Below are 16,662 nucleotides of genomic sequence, written 5' to 3' on the forward strand. Positions count from 1 at the left end.
TAGAGAGTATCGACCCATTATATGGGTAAAGGAGCGAACAACAGCAATGGCAAAGAACCATAAAGTCGAGCCTATCGGCGGACCGCCGAGCGACGTGGAACATCTGAAATTGGAAAGTAACTATTTGCGCGGTTCGTTGACAGAATCCCTGTCGAACCGTATTACGGGCGGTTTGCCCGAGCTGGATAACCGTTTGTTGAAATTCCATGGCAGCTATATGCAAGACGACCGTGACTATCGTAACGAGCGCGAAAAGCAAAAGCTGGAGCCTTATTTCCAATTCATGCTTCGTGTTGTAACTCCAGGTGGTGTAGCAACTCCAGAGCAATGGCTTGTTATGGACAGCCTGGCGGATAAATACGGGACGGGCAGCCTTAAGTTGACTACGCGTCAAGCTTTCCAGCTGCATGGTGTATTGAAGTGGAATCTGAAACATACGATTCAAGAAATCCACCAAGCTATGCTGACAACACTTGCAGCTTGTGGTGACGTTAGCCGTAACGTGATGTGTAATCCTAACCCTTATCAATCGGAGCTTCATAGCGAAGTATTCTACTGGTCGCAGCAGTTGACGTCGCATCTGGCGCCTAAGACACCTGCCTACCATGAAATTTGGCTGGATGGCGAGAAGGTAGTCGACAGCACGGAGCAAGAAGGCGTAGAAGTAGAGCCCATTTATGGTCCAGTCTACCTGCCGCGTAAGTTCAAGATTGGTATTGCTGTACCTCCATCCAATGATGTTGACGTGTATTCGCAGGATCTTGGCTTTATTGCAATCGTTGGTGAAGACGGCAAACTTGCCGGCTTTAACGTAAGTGTTGGCGGCGGCATGGGCATGACTCATGGCGATACAGCGACTTACCCGCAGCTTGCTAAAGTGATTGGCTTCGTTACTCCAGATCAAGTATTGGATCTGGCTGAGAAAGTTGTAACGATCCAACGCGATTATGGTAACCGTTCGGTGCGTAAATACGCTCGTTTTAAATATACAATCGACCGTCATGGTATGCCTTGGTTCATTGACGAGCTGCAAGATCGTTTGGGCTGGGAGCTTGCTCCTGCTCGTGAGTTCCATTTTGAGCATACGGGCGACCGTTATGGCTGGATTAAAGGCAAAGACGGCAAGTGGAATTTGAACCTGTACGTTCAAGCCGGCCGTGTTGTTGATACAGAAGACAACAAGCTAAGAACAGCACTTCGTGAAATCGCGAAGATCCATACTGGTGATTTCCGTCTGACGGCTAACCAGAACTTGGTTATTGCTAACGTAACTGCCCAGAAGAAAACAAAAATCGTTGCCTTGCTGAAAGAATACGGTATTGCAGAAGGCACTCAATATTCGGCTCTTCGTCGCAGCGCCTTGTCTTGCGTAGCACTTCCAACTTGCGGTTTGGCAATGGCTGAGGCTGAACGCTACCTGCCTTCCCTAATTGACAGACTGGAGCCAGTTCTTGCGGAAGCAGGTCTCCGGGACAAAGAAATTAATATTCGTATGACGGGCTGTCCGAACGGCTGCGCGCGTCCAGCACTTGGCGAGATTTCGTTCATCGGTAAATCGCCAGGCAAGTACAACATGTACATGGGTGCCGGTTTCTCAGGCGACCGCCTAAGCAAGATGTACAAAGAGAATATCGGCGAAGACGAAATTATGGATACTCTTACTCCGATCATTCACCGTTATGCAGCTGAACGCAACAATGGCGAGCACTTTGGCGACTTTGTCATCCGTGCAGGTTATGTGAAGGCAGTTACCGACGGCACGAACTTCCACGAATAATAGATGAGCGGTACAGAGTTGATCTCTGTACCGCTTTTTTTGCTGCATGTTATGAGGAAAACGTTAGGCACATTATTGGCCAGAGAAAAGGAAGGTTTCAACAATGTCAGAATACATAATTGGGCTTGATATCGGTACGACCAGCGTGAAAGCATGTATTTTTAACCGTATTGGAAATCTTGTTGCGGAAGCAGAAGAACTCATCCTTTCGGAATATCCGCAGGTAGGCCAAGTTCAGCAGGATGCCGTGGTTATAGAGCGATTGGCGGTCGTGGCTGTAAGAAATTCCATTCAGAAAGCAGGCCTTGCAAAAGAAGACCTGGCTGCGATGGGCTTCTCTGCGGCTATGCATTCCCTCTTGTCGGTAAGTTCTGAGGGAGTTCCATTATCTCCTGCCTTCATTTGGTCGGACGGCAGAGGGACAGATCAAGCCAATCGTTTTACAGAGGAAGAGCGCCAGTATTTATATAGCAAGACAGGTACACCGATTCACCCGATGTCGCCATTCTTAAAGCTGCTCTGGATGAAAGAAACCGGATATGAACCGTATCAGAAGGCAGCGTACTTCATGTCCATTAAGGAGTATCTGATTTATTGCTGGTTCGGAAAACGGGTCATTGACTACTCTATGGCATCTGCTACCGGATTATTTAACCCTTCAACCTTGAATTGGGAGCCTGAGCTATTGTCTTTGGCAGATATTACGGCTAGCCAGTTATCAGAGATCGTGGAGCCAACATTCCTGTTAGGTGCATTAAAAGCTGAGATTGCTGAAGAGATGGGGGTTGCTTCATCGCTGCCTTTTGCTATCGGAGCAGCAGATGGCCAGCTGTCTAATCTGGGAATTGGAGCACTACTTCCTGGTGAGGTTGCAGTATCTGTTGGAACAAGCGGGGCAATCCGGCAGGTTACGAATGAAGCAAAAGTGAGCGGTAACGGGGAGACGTTCTGCTACTCATTTACACAAGATTCCTATATTATTGGCGGTCCTACAAATAATGGTGGTGTAGCTCTTCAATGGCTGAAGCAGCTGTTGAATGATCAGGGCAGCTATGAGGATTTTCTTGCAGAAGCTTGGCAATCAACACCAGGAGCAGAAGGTCTGCTATTCCTCCCCTACATAAATGGTGAACGAGCTCCGCTATGGAATCAACAGGCTAGAGGCAATTTCTATGGGATGACGATTGCTCATACGAAAGCACATTATGTGCGGGCCGTTCTTGAAGGGATTACCTTCAATCTATATCAGATCGGAAGGGCTCTTGAGCAACTGGCTGGTCCTCCTAAGAAAATGTACGTAAATGGCGGCTTATCGCGTTCTCCAATCTGGCTGCAGATGATGGCGGATATTTTTGAAGCTGAAATTTATGTATCGGAGAATCATCATAGCGCGGCTTGGGGAGCAGCATGGACAGCTCTTGTCGCAATTGGGGAAGAGCAGGATTTTGCATCGATTAAGCAGAATATTCCTATGGGAGAAGCGGTACTGCCAAATCACGAGAATATCGGTATGTACAAAGCGGTGTACAAGCGTTATGAGAAATTAGCAAATGCGATTACACCATTGTTTGAATAACCAACTAGATTTAAACTTACGAACTTACACAAGCTTAACTACAGACATCGAAGAAAAAATATATATACCTCATGGGGGGGATATTGGATGGGTAGTTTAATAACGGTAATGCTTCTTGGTTTAGTGTTGGGAGTCAAGCATTCGATTGAGCCGGACCACATTATTGCAGTTTCAACAATGGTAAGCAATCAGAAGAAGTTGTGGCGTTCGACATTAACAGGCATCTTCTGGGGGATTGGCCATACAAGCACTTTATTTATTGTAGGTATGGTTCTTGTGCTGCTTAAGGGAGAACTGCCTGAAGTGTGGGCGATGTCGCTGGAATTTCTAGTTGGGATTATGCTGGTATACCTTGGCTTTAAAAACTTTGTATCGGTAAAAACCGCCTATCAGCAAACCCATCAACACGAGAAATCTTCACTTGTGAAAGTGACAATCATCGGGTTTGTCCATGGTCTGGCCGGAAGTGCAGCAATGGTCATTCTGACCTTATCTACGGTTGAGTCGATATGGGAATGTGCATTATATATTCTTGTATTTGGTGTTGGGACCATTACAGGTATGTTAATTTTTACGACGATACTAGGTATTCCTTTTGTATACAGCAAGACGAGTGTTAGAATTAACCGCGGTTTGATGCAGGCAGCTGGAACCGTGAGCTTCCTTTTTGGACTATTTTATATGTATAACCTAGGTGTGACAGAAGGTCTCTTTGAGCTTTGGGCGAAGTAAAGACGATTTGCACTTAACAAAGCGGTAGTGAAGGTCTATGACCTGCATTACCGCTTTTGTTATTTTAGACCAAATAATTATCCCCCTGTTAAACGTTATAACATTATAATATCCCCCCTGATAATGGAATTTTCCACCTTACGAATCCACGCGGCTTACGCCATGATAGATTTACTAGAAATTAATAACTTTAATGACATTAAATAACATGGTGGTGATGAATGGGAGAATTTTTTACACCTCGTTAGTTGCCGGTCTGTCTGATTTGATTTGTCTTCTATTAGTCAACCAAAACCAAATCCAATAGAGGTGAAATAATTGAACTTATCAATGATGAGAAGATCTTTATGGAATCTCCCTTTGTTATTAGTAGTTAATTTATTGACAGGCGTGTTGGCATTCGCGCCAAGCGTTCGTGCTGAGGAAGGTTCGGGTGATCCTGTGAAGTCGGGTCCAGCTAATCTGCGCATAGCCAAGGACGGGAACGGTGTCGACCGTATTACACATAATACGGCTACGATTGCATGGGACATGATTGGTGATGAAACGAATAAGAATGACATCGATGTCTGGAATGCAGATACCAATGCATGGATGACTTGGGGAGACCGGAGTAAACAAGAAATCGGCGCATTAACGCCGGAAACGACCTACCGTGTTTATATTACGTGGTATGCCGATCGGCCATCGCTAGAATATAAGAGTAATGTAATTGAATTTACGACAGCTGCCGATACAAGCGAATATCCGGAGCCTCCACTTACTCCACCAGGTCATTTGCAGACAACAGCGGTTACCGATTCCACCGTTACATTGAAGTGGTCGGGCAGCCCTGGTGCCAATGGCTATGATCTCTATGTGAATGGCGGCTGGAAGCAAGGAATCTGGGATGGTTCGAATACCGTGACGTACACGCTTCCCGAAGGAGGGAATACAAAAGGTACCAGCTATCAATTCGAGGTTGGAGCTCAGAACCTTCCGAAGGTATCGGCAAACAGCAATCCTGTGACGATTACATGGGGAGAGCTCGCTGCACCAAGCGGCCTTCAGGCAGTGACGACAACCAGAACGGTGGCATCGCTTGGTTGGGCGGAGACAGCAGGAGCAACTGGCTATGACATCTACGCCAACGGACAACTTCTTGGTTCCAGCAGCGAGAATAGATATGCAGCAACGGGACTTAATGAAGGGGAATCTTATAGCTTTAAAGTTGTTGCAAAAAACGCGCTTTGGCGTTCATCTGACAGCGACGAGATAACCGTTGTTCCAGGGGCCGATTACAATATTGTCTCGTATTATACGCTTTGGTCTCCGAGCAGTACGGGACGCAACTTCCATCCATCGGACGTAGATGCATCGCAAATTACACATGTAAATCTGGCCTTTGCGGATATATGCTGGAGAGGATTTGGCTCTGGTGCTGCAGCATGCCAGAATGCTGATGTTCCTACCCAAACCGATTATGTTTTTGACGGTGAAATTATAGTTGGAGATCCTTCAGTGGATCTTGATCTATTCGAGGAATGGGCAGCTATCCGGGAAGCTAATCCCCATCTGAAGCTGATTATTTCCGTGGGTGGCTGGTCGTGGTCGAATAACTTCTCGAATATGGCCAGTACAGAAGAGACTCGAACTGCTTTTGCCAATTCCGTTGTGAAGTTCCTACGGACCTACAAGCTGGATGGCGTCGATATCGACTGGGAGTATCCAGTGGAAGGCGGCGAGGATGATAACTCACGTAGTCCTGAGGACAAGGCAAACTTTGGTCTGATGGCTCAGGCGGTAAGGGATGCACTGGACGCTGCCGGATCGGAAGACGGCAAATATTATTTGCAGACGATTGCTTCAGGGCAAGGCGATAACTTTGTTGCCAATTCGGATCTCGGCCAATCATCCGATTATCTTGATTTTATCAATATTATGACTTACGACTACAGCGGCAGCTGGGATACCCTCGCTCACCATAACTCTCCGCTTTATTATGATAAGAATCACCCGAAGGATTATGCAGAACGTAACCATGTGCTTGGAGGTGTACTTGGGCATCTGAATGGCGGGGTACCCCATTATAAGGTGAATATAGGTGTTCCATTCTACGGCAAAGGATGGATTGGCTGTCCTGCTAGCGGTGAGTATCAGACGTGCACAGGCGCTACACCATTTGGTACATGGGAGAACGGCATTTTTGATTATACCGATATTGAAGAGAACTACTTGAATCATGAAGGTTATGTCCATTATTGGAATGATGAAGCCAAAGTATCTTATCTCTACAATGTGGAAAATGGTGTATTCCTCACCTATAATGATGAATCATCGATGATGTATATCGCTTCCCTTGCGAAGTCGCTTGATTTGTCAGGTGTCATGAGCTGGGATATAAGCGGCGACCGCAATCGGACACTTACAACACGTCTTGCCAAAGATCTTCCGATCACAGGAACTCCTGATGGTGATGCCCTTTCCGCTCCAACTGGCCTGCAGGCTATATCGATAGGCAGCCGCAGCCTTAAAGTAAAATGGAATGCGGCAGAGCAGGCGACAGCTTATGAAGTGTATGTAGATAAAGCAGGAGTTGGCACAACAGCAGGCACAGAATTTGCGATCTCGGACCTCATGCCTGATACGGTCTATTCTATTGAAGTTCTTGCCATTGAAAAAGAAGCAGAGACCCTTAAGCATGTATCTGCTTTTAGTCATCTGCTGACAACGAAGACAGCGCCAGTGAAAACGGCCTCACCTGAACCATCACAGCCTGCGGCACATGAAGGGCTTGATACGGATGTTACAAAAGACGGAGATAAGCTGCTGGTCAGCTTGCTAAGTGAAACGGTGCTGAAAGAAATCACTGCTTCCACGTCAACAGAATTCCCGATAATAGTAGAAGGTGATGGTAAGCAGATCGAAGTTACGCTGTCTAAAGAAATAACCGCAGCAATTGCAGCTAAAGGCAAAGACTCGACGATTATTGTCCGCTGGAGCGGGGCAGCATTCAAAATTCCGGCAGCAGCATTGCCTGCTGGCACGGATATCCAAATCACCATTGAGGTCCCGGCAGTTGAAACGGTTGATGCGTGGAAGAAGCTTTTGCAGCAGGAAAGTATATCTTTAATTGAAACTCCGCTTATTTTTACAATTGAAAGCAAAAATGTGAATGGAACGTTTAGTGAAATCAAGGACTTCGGAGATTATTTCCTCTCGCATGCCTTTACTTTGAACAGCTCAGCTATTCATAAAGATCAGACGGCTGGTGTAGTCTACGTACCAGAATCCAATGAACTGCGGCCAGTACCGGTTACTTACACGGAACATGCAGATGGGACGGTAACAGCTGAACTGAAGCGGAAAGGCAACAGCATATACGGTTTGGTGAAAGCGGAAGTCTCCTTTACCGATACAGTGACTAGCTGGGTTCAAAAGGATGTATGGCAGGCGGCAGCCAAGCTGATCGTAAAAGCGGAGTCAGATGGCAAGTTCGGAGGTTCGCGTGAGCTGACTCGTGCCGAAGTAACTTCACTGATCGTCAGAGCACTTGGTATTTTGCCTGATGATTCGGCTTCCTCATTCAAAGATGTTCCTGCGGGTTCCACTTACGCGGCAGATATTGCTGCAGCGCAGAAAGCTGGTCTTGTAAACGGGAAAGGGAACGGAATGTTTGACCCTTCCTCAGCCATTACCCGTGAAGAAACCTCAGTAATTCTAGTGAAGGCACTAGCCTATGCAGGAGCTGCGAAACATGCGGATCCAGCTGTTCTGAGTCGGTTCGTTGATCACTCTGCTGTGTCCGGTTATGCAGAAGCTTCCATTGCTCTTTTAGTAGAAAGTAGCATTATGAACGGAGTATCCGCCAGCAAACTTGCACCGCAAGCGCATATAACCAAGGAGCAGGCAACTGTGCTAGTCATGAAGACATTACTATACGCCGGCTTATCGAATTAAAGGCTAACCGCCCGATTCTTTCGGGCGGTTTTCTTATTTAAGGACATTTTTCATTCTCTGGACGATTAAGGAATACATCTGCAGGCTGATTTAGTAGTAAACGATTTGGTTTAAGCTTAGAACATATTTTTGACGGATTATAAAATGTTAAATTGATCGTTTAAATTCAGTTTAAAAATGTACGATAAAATCATCACATCAACAATTTCTGGGAGGAAACAGGAAATGGACTATAGAGTTAATTCGAAACAGCCAAACAATGGTGATTGGGCTGTTGAAGCAGAAGGACTCGTCAAAATATTTGGCGACAACCGTGCAGTGGACGGCGTTGATATGCATGTGAAAGCAGGCACGATTTACGGTGTTCTGGGGCCAAACGGGGCAGGCAAAACAACAACGATTCGAATGCTGGCAACACTGCTTCGGGCGGATGCAGGTTCAGCTCGAATCTTCGGACATGACGTGGTAAAGGAATCGCAAATCGTTCGGCAATTAATTGGTGTCACAGGGCAATATGCCTCAGTAGATGAATCGCTTAGCGCAACGGAAAACTTAATTATTTTCTCCAGGCTGCTTGGACTCGGACGTGCGGAATCGAAGAAGAAAGCAGCAGAACTGCTTGAGGAGTTTGGGTTAACAGAAGCGGCAAAACGTCCGCTAAAAAACTTCTCCGGCGGTATGAGACGACGTCTGGATTTGGCAGCAAGCCTTATCGCACAGCCACCGCTTATTTTCCTTGATGAGCCAACAACAGGACTTGACCCCCGTACACGCTCGCAAATGTGGGATACCATTCGCCGCTTGGTCAACACAGGTTCAACTGTCTTGCTGACTACACAATATCTCGAAGAAGCCGATCAACTAGCGGACCGGATTGCGGTTATTGACCGCGGCAGAGTTGTGGCTGAAGGCACTGGCGATGAATTGAAACAATCGGTAGGAACTTCATCTCTGCATCTTAGAGTAGAGAATCAATCTGATATTGAGAATGCCCGTCAAACCGTGGAGCAGGTTCTTAAAGTTCAAGCTACATTGACGAGCGAAGCAGCGAAGATTACTGCGCCGATGGCGAATGCGGATTTGATTACCGACCTCTTAATTGCCCTTCGTGAGAAAGGTATTACATTGTCCGAGGTTAGTGTGCAGAAGCCAACTCTTGACGAGGTTTTCCTGACGATTACGGGACATGGCGTTGAAGATGAGAAAACCAAAGATACAAATAGAGCGGAGGCAGTAACCGTATGAGCACTTCAGTAAAAACGGGTCATCTAAAAAACCATACGAGCTTTATTCAAACAGTCAAAAATTCACTTACAATGGCGTACCGCGGCATACTCAAAATTCGCCGCACACCAGAGCAGTTATTTGATGTAACGCTGCAGCCGATTATTTTCACATTGATGTTTACTTATATTTTTGGCGGAGCTATTTCCGGTGATGTACAGAGCTACTTGCCGGTTATTATTCCAGGCATTCTTGTTCAAACCGTTATTTCAACCTCTATCGTAACGGGTGTCCAGCTCCGGGAAGATATGGATAAGGGCGTATTTGACCGCTTTAAATCACTTCCTATTGCACGTATTGCTCCACTAGCGGGGGCCTTATTAGCAGATACCATTCGATATACGATTGCAACTGTACTCACGTTCGCTATGGGCTATATCATGGGCTACCGTCCAGACGGCGGCTTTGAAAATGTTATTTTATCCGCGCTGCTGGTTATATTCGTATCTTGGTCGGTTAGCTGGATCTTTGCATTCTTTGGTGTCATTGCTCGTACGGCTTCCAGCGTACAAGGGATCTCCATGCTTATACTATTCCCATTAACCTTCCTGTCCAATGCATTTGTTCCAGTTGACACCATGCCGAAATGGCTGCAATGGTTCGTAAACGTTAATCCGGTTACGCATGTCGTGTCTGCTGTCCGTGAATTAACGAATACAGGAACAGTCGGCTGGGATCTTGGTATCTCCCTGATTGGTGCTGTAGTTATCGTTGCAGTCTTTGCTCCAATTACCGTGCGTGCTTATATGCGTCGGACATAATAAATGAATAAGACGGTTCAGGACATATTAAGTCCTGGACCGTCTTTGTTTTTGGGGGAGTGAGAGTTTTAGGCAAGCATTTGAGATGATTAAGGTAACGGCAGCCAGGACATCTGTTACATAATAAAGAGGAGAAAAAGATCGACAGGAGGATATAATATGAATGTAACTTTGAACAATGGTGTTCAGATGCCTATACTTGGTTTTGGTGTTTTCCAGATGACGGATCAAAATGAATGTGAACAAAGCGTTTATGATGCTATTATGGCGGGCTATCGTCTGATTGATACAGCAGCCTCTTATATGAATGAAGAAGCAGTTGGCAGAGCGATCAAGCGAAGTGGTGTGGCTAGAGAAGAATTATTTATTACCACGAAGCTATGGGTTCAGGATACAGGATATGAAAAAACGAAAAAAGCAGTCGAAAAAGCATTAGCTAGATTGCAATTGGATTATTTGGATCTGTATTTAATTCATCAGCCTTTTGGCGATGTACACGGCTCTTGGCGTGCAATGGAGGAGCTATATCGTGAAGGTAAGATTAGAGCGATTGGCGTAAGTAACTTCCATCCGGACCGCCTGATCGATTTGATTATTCAGAATGAAGTTGTTCCTGCCGTTAATCAGGTTGAAACTCATCCTTTCAATCAGCAAATTGATAATGCTAAATTTATGAAAGAAAACAATGTTCAAATTGAGTCCTGGGCGCCTTTTGCTGAGGGAAAAAACAACTTGTTCCAAAATGAAGTATTAGCATCCATCGCTGAAAAGTATAATAAATCCGTTGCCCAAGTGGTATTACGCTGGCTAACACAAAGAGATGTTGTTGTTATTCCAAAGTCTGTTCGTTTAGAAAGAATAAAAGAAAACTTCAATATCTTTGATTTTGAATTAAACCAAGAAGATATGGAGTCGATTGCTGCACTGGATACGAATGAGAGCTTGTTCTTCTCGCACCGTGATCCTGAGATGGTAAAATGGATCAGCAACCGTAAACTGGATATCTAAGAAAGAGGTAATAACAATGGCAAATGAACAATTAAGTAATAGCACAATCTTTCCTTTGGGCCAAAAAGTAGATCCAAACTATTTTATCGGGGATGCATACCTGCAGATGGTCTTTACGGATCCAACCCCACTCAATGCACCAATCGGTAATGTAACCTTTGCTCCAGGAGCACGCAATAACTGGCATACTCATAAAGTTGGACAAGTATTGTTAGTTACAGGCGGTGAGGGCTGGTATCAAGAAGAAGGTAAACCAGCGCAATTAATCAAGACTGGTGATGTCGTGAATATCCAACCAAATGTAAAACATTGGCATGGCGCGACAAAAGACAGCTGGTTTGTACACTTAGCCATTACTCCAGGGCAGACGGATTGGTTAGAAGCTGTTGATGATGAAGCGTATAGTAAGTTATAAAGCCACAGCTGATTTTATAATTTAATAAAGGCGTGTTAAATGGGTCATCCATTTGCACGCCTATTTGTATTAGTTTTTCACCGCTTCACATTTGATTCGCCGATATTGATAGGGAGTGGTCCCATATTGATCTTTGAACAGCTTAATAAAATATTGTGTCTTTTTATAACCAACAAGCTGGGATATGTCGACCACATGAAGATTCGAATCGATAAGAAGCTGAGCGGCCTTTTGCAGTCGCTTCATGGCGATATGGCTGGATAGATTTTGACCAGTCTCCTGCTTGTAAAGCTTGGAGAGATAGACCGGATGAAGATGGACAATCTTCCCTAACTCCTCCAGACTGAGGTCATCACTAATATGGCATGCGATGTAGTCATGAATGGTTTGAACAATCATTTGATTAGAGGATTTATTTCCGTTAAACAATTGAGACAGACTAATCATGATGATCGGGAGTGCGGAGCCAGGTTCAGACAGCTGATTAAATAGCCAATCCACCACGTCTGCCTGCTGTAATTTGGTATCCATTGTGTACAGCGCAGAAGTCAATTCCAGCAAATAAATGATCTTATGTTTTCGGGAAGTGAGCTGTGAAAAATTCTTTTGAATTTGTTTCCGGGCAAGGTCACATTCTCCAGGCTCTATGCTTGGTAATGTACGCATGATTTCAAGATCAGATGGACATACCTTCTCTTTATAGAAGAACTGGTAGAACAAATGGCGGACGACATTCCGCTGACTAAACTCGAAATTTTCCGATACGATCAGGGTTGGAAATATAGAAGAGAGGTTATCTGCACCAGATGCCGGAATAAGTCCAATAAGCTTTGATCCGGTACGCCAAATAAAACGTTTATATTCTAAGCTGTAATCTAGAAAAATCATTTCATCCCGTTCTTCTGTTTCAGGAAGCTGGAAAAAGCAGAAGCTTTCATCCACCAAAGCAGAGTGGACAGGATTATATTCGTCCCTCGGAGGACAATGCTCGCTGATCACAGTCATTAAGAATCCTAGACCATCCAGTTTGTCCCAGGCAACAGGTGTGCTTTTCTTTTTTGTATGGATAAACAGGGTTACTTTTTTCATTGCTTTTTCCATATCGTCTTTATCTACGGGTTTTAATAAATAATCGACAGCCCCTAATCGCACGGCTTGCTGCGCGTATTCAAACTGAGAATAACCGGATAGAATGATCACTTTTGTTTTAAGTCCTTGTTCTTCGATATGCTGCAGAAGATCAATACCGGAAACCTCAGGCATTCGAATATCGGTAATAAGGATATCGAAGTCATTGTTATTCAAAATCTGTTTGGCATTAATGGAGTTGGTCGTTGTTGTGATATATTCGACACCAAGGCTCTTCCAATCAAGCAGATGCTTTAAATATTCAACGATATAATGGCCGTCATCAACGATTAAGAGCCGCATTTTCCTCTTCTTCTCCTTCCAGTGACAAGTCAATGAATGTCATAACGGACAGGCCGCCCCAGTCATTTATGAAAAACCGCAGACTACTTAGTTCCCCATATGCATTTTTAAGTCGCTTATTGATATTCCATAAACCAATTCCATCTGTACTCTCTGGTGCTGATTCGCAATCAATTCTAAGCTTCAGCTTCTCCATCTCATCAGGAGTCAGCCCTTTTCCATCATTACTGATAATGATGAGCGCTCCGGGATGAAGTAGTTTAACATCAATCGTAACGCGATGGGCGCCTTGCCTCTCTTCAATGCCATGCTGAATGGCATTCTCTACAATAGGTTGAATAATAAGCGGCATAATAGGGTGCCTGCCTAATTCAGGTGGAAAATTGATTTCATATTGGATTTGCTTACAAAGCGCCATGATTGATAAATAATGATCAGCCAGCTGTAATTCCGAGTTTAAAGTAGCTTCAACGGAATCAAGCCTAGTTAAGTAGCGGTAATATTCGGCTAAATGCTTGCTCATCTGAATGACACCATCAGGAGAGGACTTGGCCATCGACATAATGAAGAACAGACTATTGTACAGAAAATGCGGATTAATTTGCGCTTGCAGCTGCTTGATCTCAGCATCTTTCCGAAGCTCTGTCTCCACCTTCAGGGAACCAAATAAAGCCTGAATTTTTGCAACCATGTGGTTGAAGCTTTTAAACAAACTAAAAAATTCGTTAGCAGGGTTCTCACTGATTCTGGCGCTGTAATCTCCTAACTCAACCTGGAAAAACTTCTTATCCAGTAAGCGGACATTTCGGTAATAGTTGCGGTAGAACAAGAAGATAACGAATAAGCCAATAATCAGGATCGATACAATGCTCGCCATGAATACCTGCTGATTCCGATGCAAGGGGCTCATAATATCCGTTACCTGAGTATAAGTCACGAGATAGGTATCAATGGGCTTAATATACTTCGATAACACATAATAGTCGTCGTCACTATTGTGATAATCAAATTGTTGAATTTGTTCAGCATCAGGTGTAATTAGTTGTTTAATTTTTTCCTCAATCTTACTGTCGACCGGTTTATTGCTGAGCAGTTGGGTTTTATTAATCAGGAAAAAGGCATTTGAGCTTTCACTGTTTACGGCTTTCTCAAGTAAGCTTGCCAGATACTCTGTCTTTAGCTTCACCCCAACAACGTATTGAATATTATCCGGATTAGATGGCTGGTGTATATAAGGATAGACGGAGAAATAGTACAAGCTGTTATTAACCACCTGCCAGCCTCGTTTGGTTACGGTTTCATAAGGGGTTTTGGCAAGGAAATCGTGGCTGGAAGAAATAAAACTGCTGTCAGATTTCCAGTAGATCCCGATGGATTCAATCGATTGACTGGATAGGATGGAGCCTGTTATTCGATCAGAGAGATCATTTTTTTTCATTTGGGCGTCATAGTTGTCGAGCTCTAGAAGCTGCCGTTGATAGAGCCGTACATCATCATCGGCCGTGTATTGAATTCCGTACATACTTGCTTCCGATATGACACTCTCCAGGATGCTGTCTGCATAGGCGATCTGGTTTTTCGAAGAGGTGATCAAGCTTTTTTGAATCGTCTTCGAGCCTAATGTGTTCATAACAAAAAATAAAGCTAACGTCAGCATTAGAAAAAAGATGAAAAAGTAGATAAACCGTTTCATGTTTACTTTTTTCATCCTGAATCACCCCTTTTAGTAGGATCATTATAAGATATATGTCTGGAAAGGGGAAGGAACAGAGAACCATTTGAATGAAAGCGTATACACATTGATTGAAAGAGTGGTTATGATGTTGAGATTGAGTCATTTCTGAGTGGATATGTCTTTGTTAACATGAAGTCAGTAAGAACAACAGACAGCCATACAGGGGGTGAACACAATAGCTCAGGTAAGGAGTAGGAAGAATCCTTGGAACAAGGAAATAAAGAAAAATTGGCCTTTATACGTGCTTTGTCTTCCGGCTTTAGTCTGCGTCATCATCTTTTCATATGGGCCGATGGTTGGCCTCTTGATGGCATTCGAGGATTACAAACCGTGGCAGGGCATCTCGGGTTCAGCCTGGATTGGGCTAGACAATTTCAAGCGAATCTTTGATTATGAAGAATCGACACAAGCTATTTACAACACGCTTATTATCGCAGTCATCAAGATTATAGTTGGTATGATCGTACCAATCTTCATGGCTATTCTATTAAGTGAGATTCGGATGATGGGCGTCAAGAAGAGTATTCAGACTTTGGTGTATCTGCCGCATTTCCTGTCGTGGGTTACGATAGCGGGGATCATGATTGATATCCTCGGGCTGGATGGCAGCATTAATCATATGCTTACTCATCTGTTCGGGATTAAACCAATTTACTTCCTAGGTGACCCGGAACTGTTCCGGCCAACGATTATTATTAGCGACCTGTGGAAAAATTTCGGGTTCAGCATGATCGTTTATCTTGCGGTTATTACCGGTATTGACCCGTCTTATTATGAAGCTGCGGAGATTGACGGTGCTACACGCAGACAACAGATCAGACATGTTACTTTGCCAAGTATGCTGCCGATGATTATTGTCATTGCGACTCTTAGTCTTGGTAATGTCCTGGATGCTGGATTTGACCAGATCTTTAACTTGTACAATCCGCTGGTATACAGCACAGGTGATATTATCGATACCTACGTATACCGTTCGTCCTTGTTGAATGGTCAATATGGATTTGGTACGGCGGTCGGCTTGTTCAAATCGTTAGTAAGTTTCATCCTTATTATCATTTCGTACCGAATTGCTTATAAGGCAGCTAATTATAAAATTTTCTAAAAAGGAGGAGGGGGAGTGTACCATAAGTCCACGGGGTATAAGGTATTTGCAGGTTTCAATTATGCATTTCTGATTCTCATTGCCTTATCATGCTTCTTGCCTATGCTTCATTTGTTAGCGCAATCGTTCAGCAGCAAGTCCGCAATAAACGGTAACCTGGTTGTCTTCTGGCCGGTAGAATTTAATACGGATGCCTATGTGAAAACCTTCCATAACACCAACTTTACTGGTTCTATGCGAATTTCGGTAATCCGGACGGTAGTAGGGACCGTACTCAGCATGTTTGTCATTACGACAGCGGGTTATGCCTTATCCAAAGACTTCCGCGGACGTAATGCGTTAATGTGGATTTTTATTTTCACCATGCTGTTCTCCGGCGGCTTGATTCCTTCCTACATTCTGATTACGAAGCTTGGATTAAAGGATACGATCTGGTCGCTGATTCTGCCTGGGGCCTTTGGAGCCTATAATCTCATTCTGATTATGAACTTCTTCAAGACAATTCCGAAAGCTCTGGAAGAGGCGGCATTTATTGATGGGGCTTCGTTCTTTGCGATTTTCCGGAAAATCTATCTGCCTCTGTCTCTTCCGGGCCTCGCAACCGTCGGCTTGTTCATTATGGTAGGAAACTGGAACGCCTGGTTCGACGGAATCTTGTATATGTCCGATACGGCCGATTACCCGCTTGCATCGTTCCTGCAGACGGTTGTCGTACAGGGCTCGGCACAGAATATGGCGCTCACGCCATCAGAGGCAGAAGCCTTGTCGGAGCAAAGTATTAAAGCGGCTCAAATCTTTATCAGCACGCTGCCTATTATTCTCGTGTATCCGTTCCTGCAAAGGTATTTTGTAAAAGGGATTGTCTTAGGCGCAGTAAAAGAGTAGGGTTTCCATATGAAATA

The 16,662-nt window shown here is 44.4% G+C and carries 12 protein-coding genes; 10 read left to right on the forward strand and 2 right to left on the reverse strand.

Translation table 11 applies throughout. The features are described 5' to 3' along the window. The first annotated feature begins 46 nt into the window (after positions 1-46). The 8 genes from cysI to FHS17_RS17970 all read left to right on the forward strand — a co-directional run bounded on the left by cysI (position 47) and on the right by FHS17_RS17970 (position 11,492). Positions 47-1,777 (forward strand): assimilatory sulfite reductase (NADPH) hemoprotein subunit, encoded by a 1,731-nt coding sequence (gene cysI / locus FHS17_RS17935; protein WP_167279797.1) that lies wholly within the window; start codon positions 47-49, stop codon positions 1,775-1,777. A gap of 103 nt (positions 1,778-1,880) precedes the next feature. Continuing rightward, complete coding sequence (locus FHS17_RS17940; RefSeq protein ID WP_167279798.1) at positions 1,881-3,353, forward strand: gluconokinase; 1,473 nt, start codon at positions 1,881-1,883, stop codon at positions 3,351-3,353. Between the two features lie 87 nt (positions 3,354-3,440). Further along, positions 3,441-4,085, forward strand: a complete 645-nt coding sequence (locus FHS17_RS17945) for an urease accessory protein UreH (protein ID WP_167279799.1) — start codon at positions 3,441-3,443, stop codon at positions 4,083-4,085. 390 nt (positions 4,086-4,475) lie between these two features. Continuing rightward, the gene (locus tag FHS17_RS17950) at positions 4,476-8,024 is read left to right on the forward strand and encodes a glycosyl hydrolase family 18 protein (protein ID WP_341805865.1); all 3,549 of its coding nucleotides are present in this window, start codon (positions 4,476-4,478) and stop codon (positions 8,022-8,024) included. 225 nt (positions 8,025-8,249) lie between these two features. Next, the gene (locus FHS17_RS17955) at positions 8,250-9,269 is read left to right on the forward strand and encodes an ATP-binding cassette domain-containing protein (protein ID WP_167279801.1); all 1,020 of its coding nucleotides are present in this window, start codon (positions 8,250-8,252) and stop codon (positions 9,267-9,269) included. Further along, positions 9,266-10,069 (forward strand): ABC transporter permease, encoded by an 804-nt coding sequence (locus FHS17_RS17960; protein WP_167279802.1) that lies wholly within the window; start codon positions 9,266-9,268, stop codon positions 10,067-10,069. Before FHS17_RS17955 ends, FHS17_RS17960 begins: the two co-directional genes overlap by 4 nt. Positions 10,070-10,228: 159 nt before the next feature. Then, positions 10,229-11,077, forward strand: coding sequence for an aldo/keto reductase (locus FHS17_RS17965; protein WP_167279803.1), 849 nt, complete (start codon positions 10,229-10,231; stop codon positions 11,075-11,077). Positions 11,078-11,093: 16 nt separating this feature from the next. Then, a complete protein-coding gene (locus FHS17_RS17970; RefSeq protein ID WP_167279804.1) occupies positions 11,094-11,492 on the forward strand; it encodes a cupin domain-containing protein in 399 nt (132 codons plus the stop codon). A gap of 69 nt (positions 11,493-11,561) precedes the next feature. On the opposite strand, the gene FHS17_RS17975 is transcribed toward FHS17_RS17970, so the two are convergent. Further along, positions 11,562-12,923, reverse strand: coding sequence for a response regulator transcription factor (locus tag FHS17_RS17975; RefSeq protein ID WP_167279805.1), 1,362 nt, complete (start codon positions 12,921-12,923; stop codon positions 11,562-11,564). Beyond that, complete coding sequence (locus tag FHS17_RS17980) at positions 12,904-14,631, reverse strand: sensor histidine kinase (RefSeq protein ID WP_167279806.1); 1,728 nt, start codon at positions 14,629-14,631, stop codon at positions 12,904-12,906. The genes FHS17_RS17975 and FHS17_RS17980 overlap by 20 nt, the downstream gene beginning before the upstream one ends. A 334-nt stretch (positions 14,632-14,965) precedes the next feature. Here FHS17_RS17980 and FHS17_RS17985 point away from each other — a divergent pair, with 334 nt between their 5' ends. Further along, complete coding sequence (locus tag FHS17_RS17985; protein WP_243865420.1) at positions 14,966-15,760, forward strand: ABC transporter permease; 795 nt, start codon at positions 14,966-14,968, stop codon at positions 15,758-15,760. Between the two features lie 15 nt (positions 15,761-15,775). After that, the gene (locus FHS17_RS17990; RefSeq protein ID WP_167279807.1) at positions 15,776-16,645 is read left to right on the forward strand and encodes an ABC transporter permease subunit; all 870 of its coding nucleotides are present in this window, start codon (positions 15,776-15,778) and stop codon (positions 16,643-16,645) included. Positions 16,646-16,662: the final 17 nt, after the last annotated feature.

Origin of the sequence: Paenibacillus lupini (assembly GCF_011761355.1) — a bacterium.
Taxonomy (GTDB): Bacteria; Bacillota; Bacilli; order Paenibacillales; family Paenibacillaceae; genus Pristimantibacillus; species Pristimantibacillus lupini.

Excerpts from the sequence above, each read along its gene's own strand:
- FHS17_RS17975 (WP_167279805.1), bottom strand. The coding sequence starts at position 12,923 with ATGCGGCTCTTAATCGTTGATGACGGCCATTATATCGTTGAATATTTA.
- cysI (WP_167279797.1), top strand. The coding sequence starts at position 47 with ATGGCAAAGAACCATAAAGTCGAGCCTATCGGCGGACCGCCGAGCGAC.
- FHS17_RS17945 (WP_167279799.1), top strand. The coding sequence starts at position 3,441 with ATGGGTAGTTTAATAACGGTAATGCTTCTTGGTTTAGTGTTGGGAGTC.
- FHS17_RS17940 (WP_167279798.1), top strand. The coding sequence starts at position 1,881 with ATGTCAGAATACATAATTGGGCTTGATATCGGTACGACCAGCGTGAAA.
- FHS17_RS17965 (WP_167279803.1), top strand. The coding sequence starts at position 10,229 with ATGAATGTAACTTTGAACAATGGTGTTCAGATGCCTATACTTGGTTTT.
- FHS17_RS17955 (WP_167279801.1), top strand. The coding sequence starts at position 8,250 with ATGGACTATAGAGTTAATTCGAAACAGCCAAACAATGGTGATTGGGCT.
- FHS17_RS17980 (WP_167279806.1), bottom strand. The coding sequence starts at position 14,631 with ATGAAAAAAGTAAACATGAAACGGTTTATCTACTTTTTCATCTTTTTT.
- FHS17_RS17970 (WP_167279804.1), top strand. The coding sequence starts at position 11,094 with ATGGCAAATGAACAATTAAGTAATAGCACAATCTTTCCTTTGGGCCAA.
- FHS17_RS17960 (WP_167279802.1), top strand. The coding sequence starts at position 9,266 with ATGAGCACTTCAGTAAAAACGGGTCATCTAAAAAACCATACGAGCTTT.
- FHS17_RS17985 (WP_243865420.1), top strand. The coding sequence starts at position 14,966 with ATGGCATTCGAGGATTACAAACCGTGGCAGGGCATCTCGGGTTCAGCC.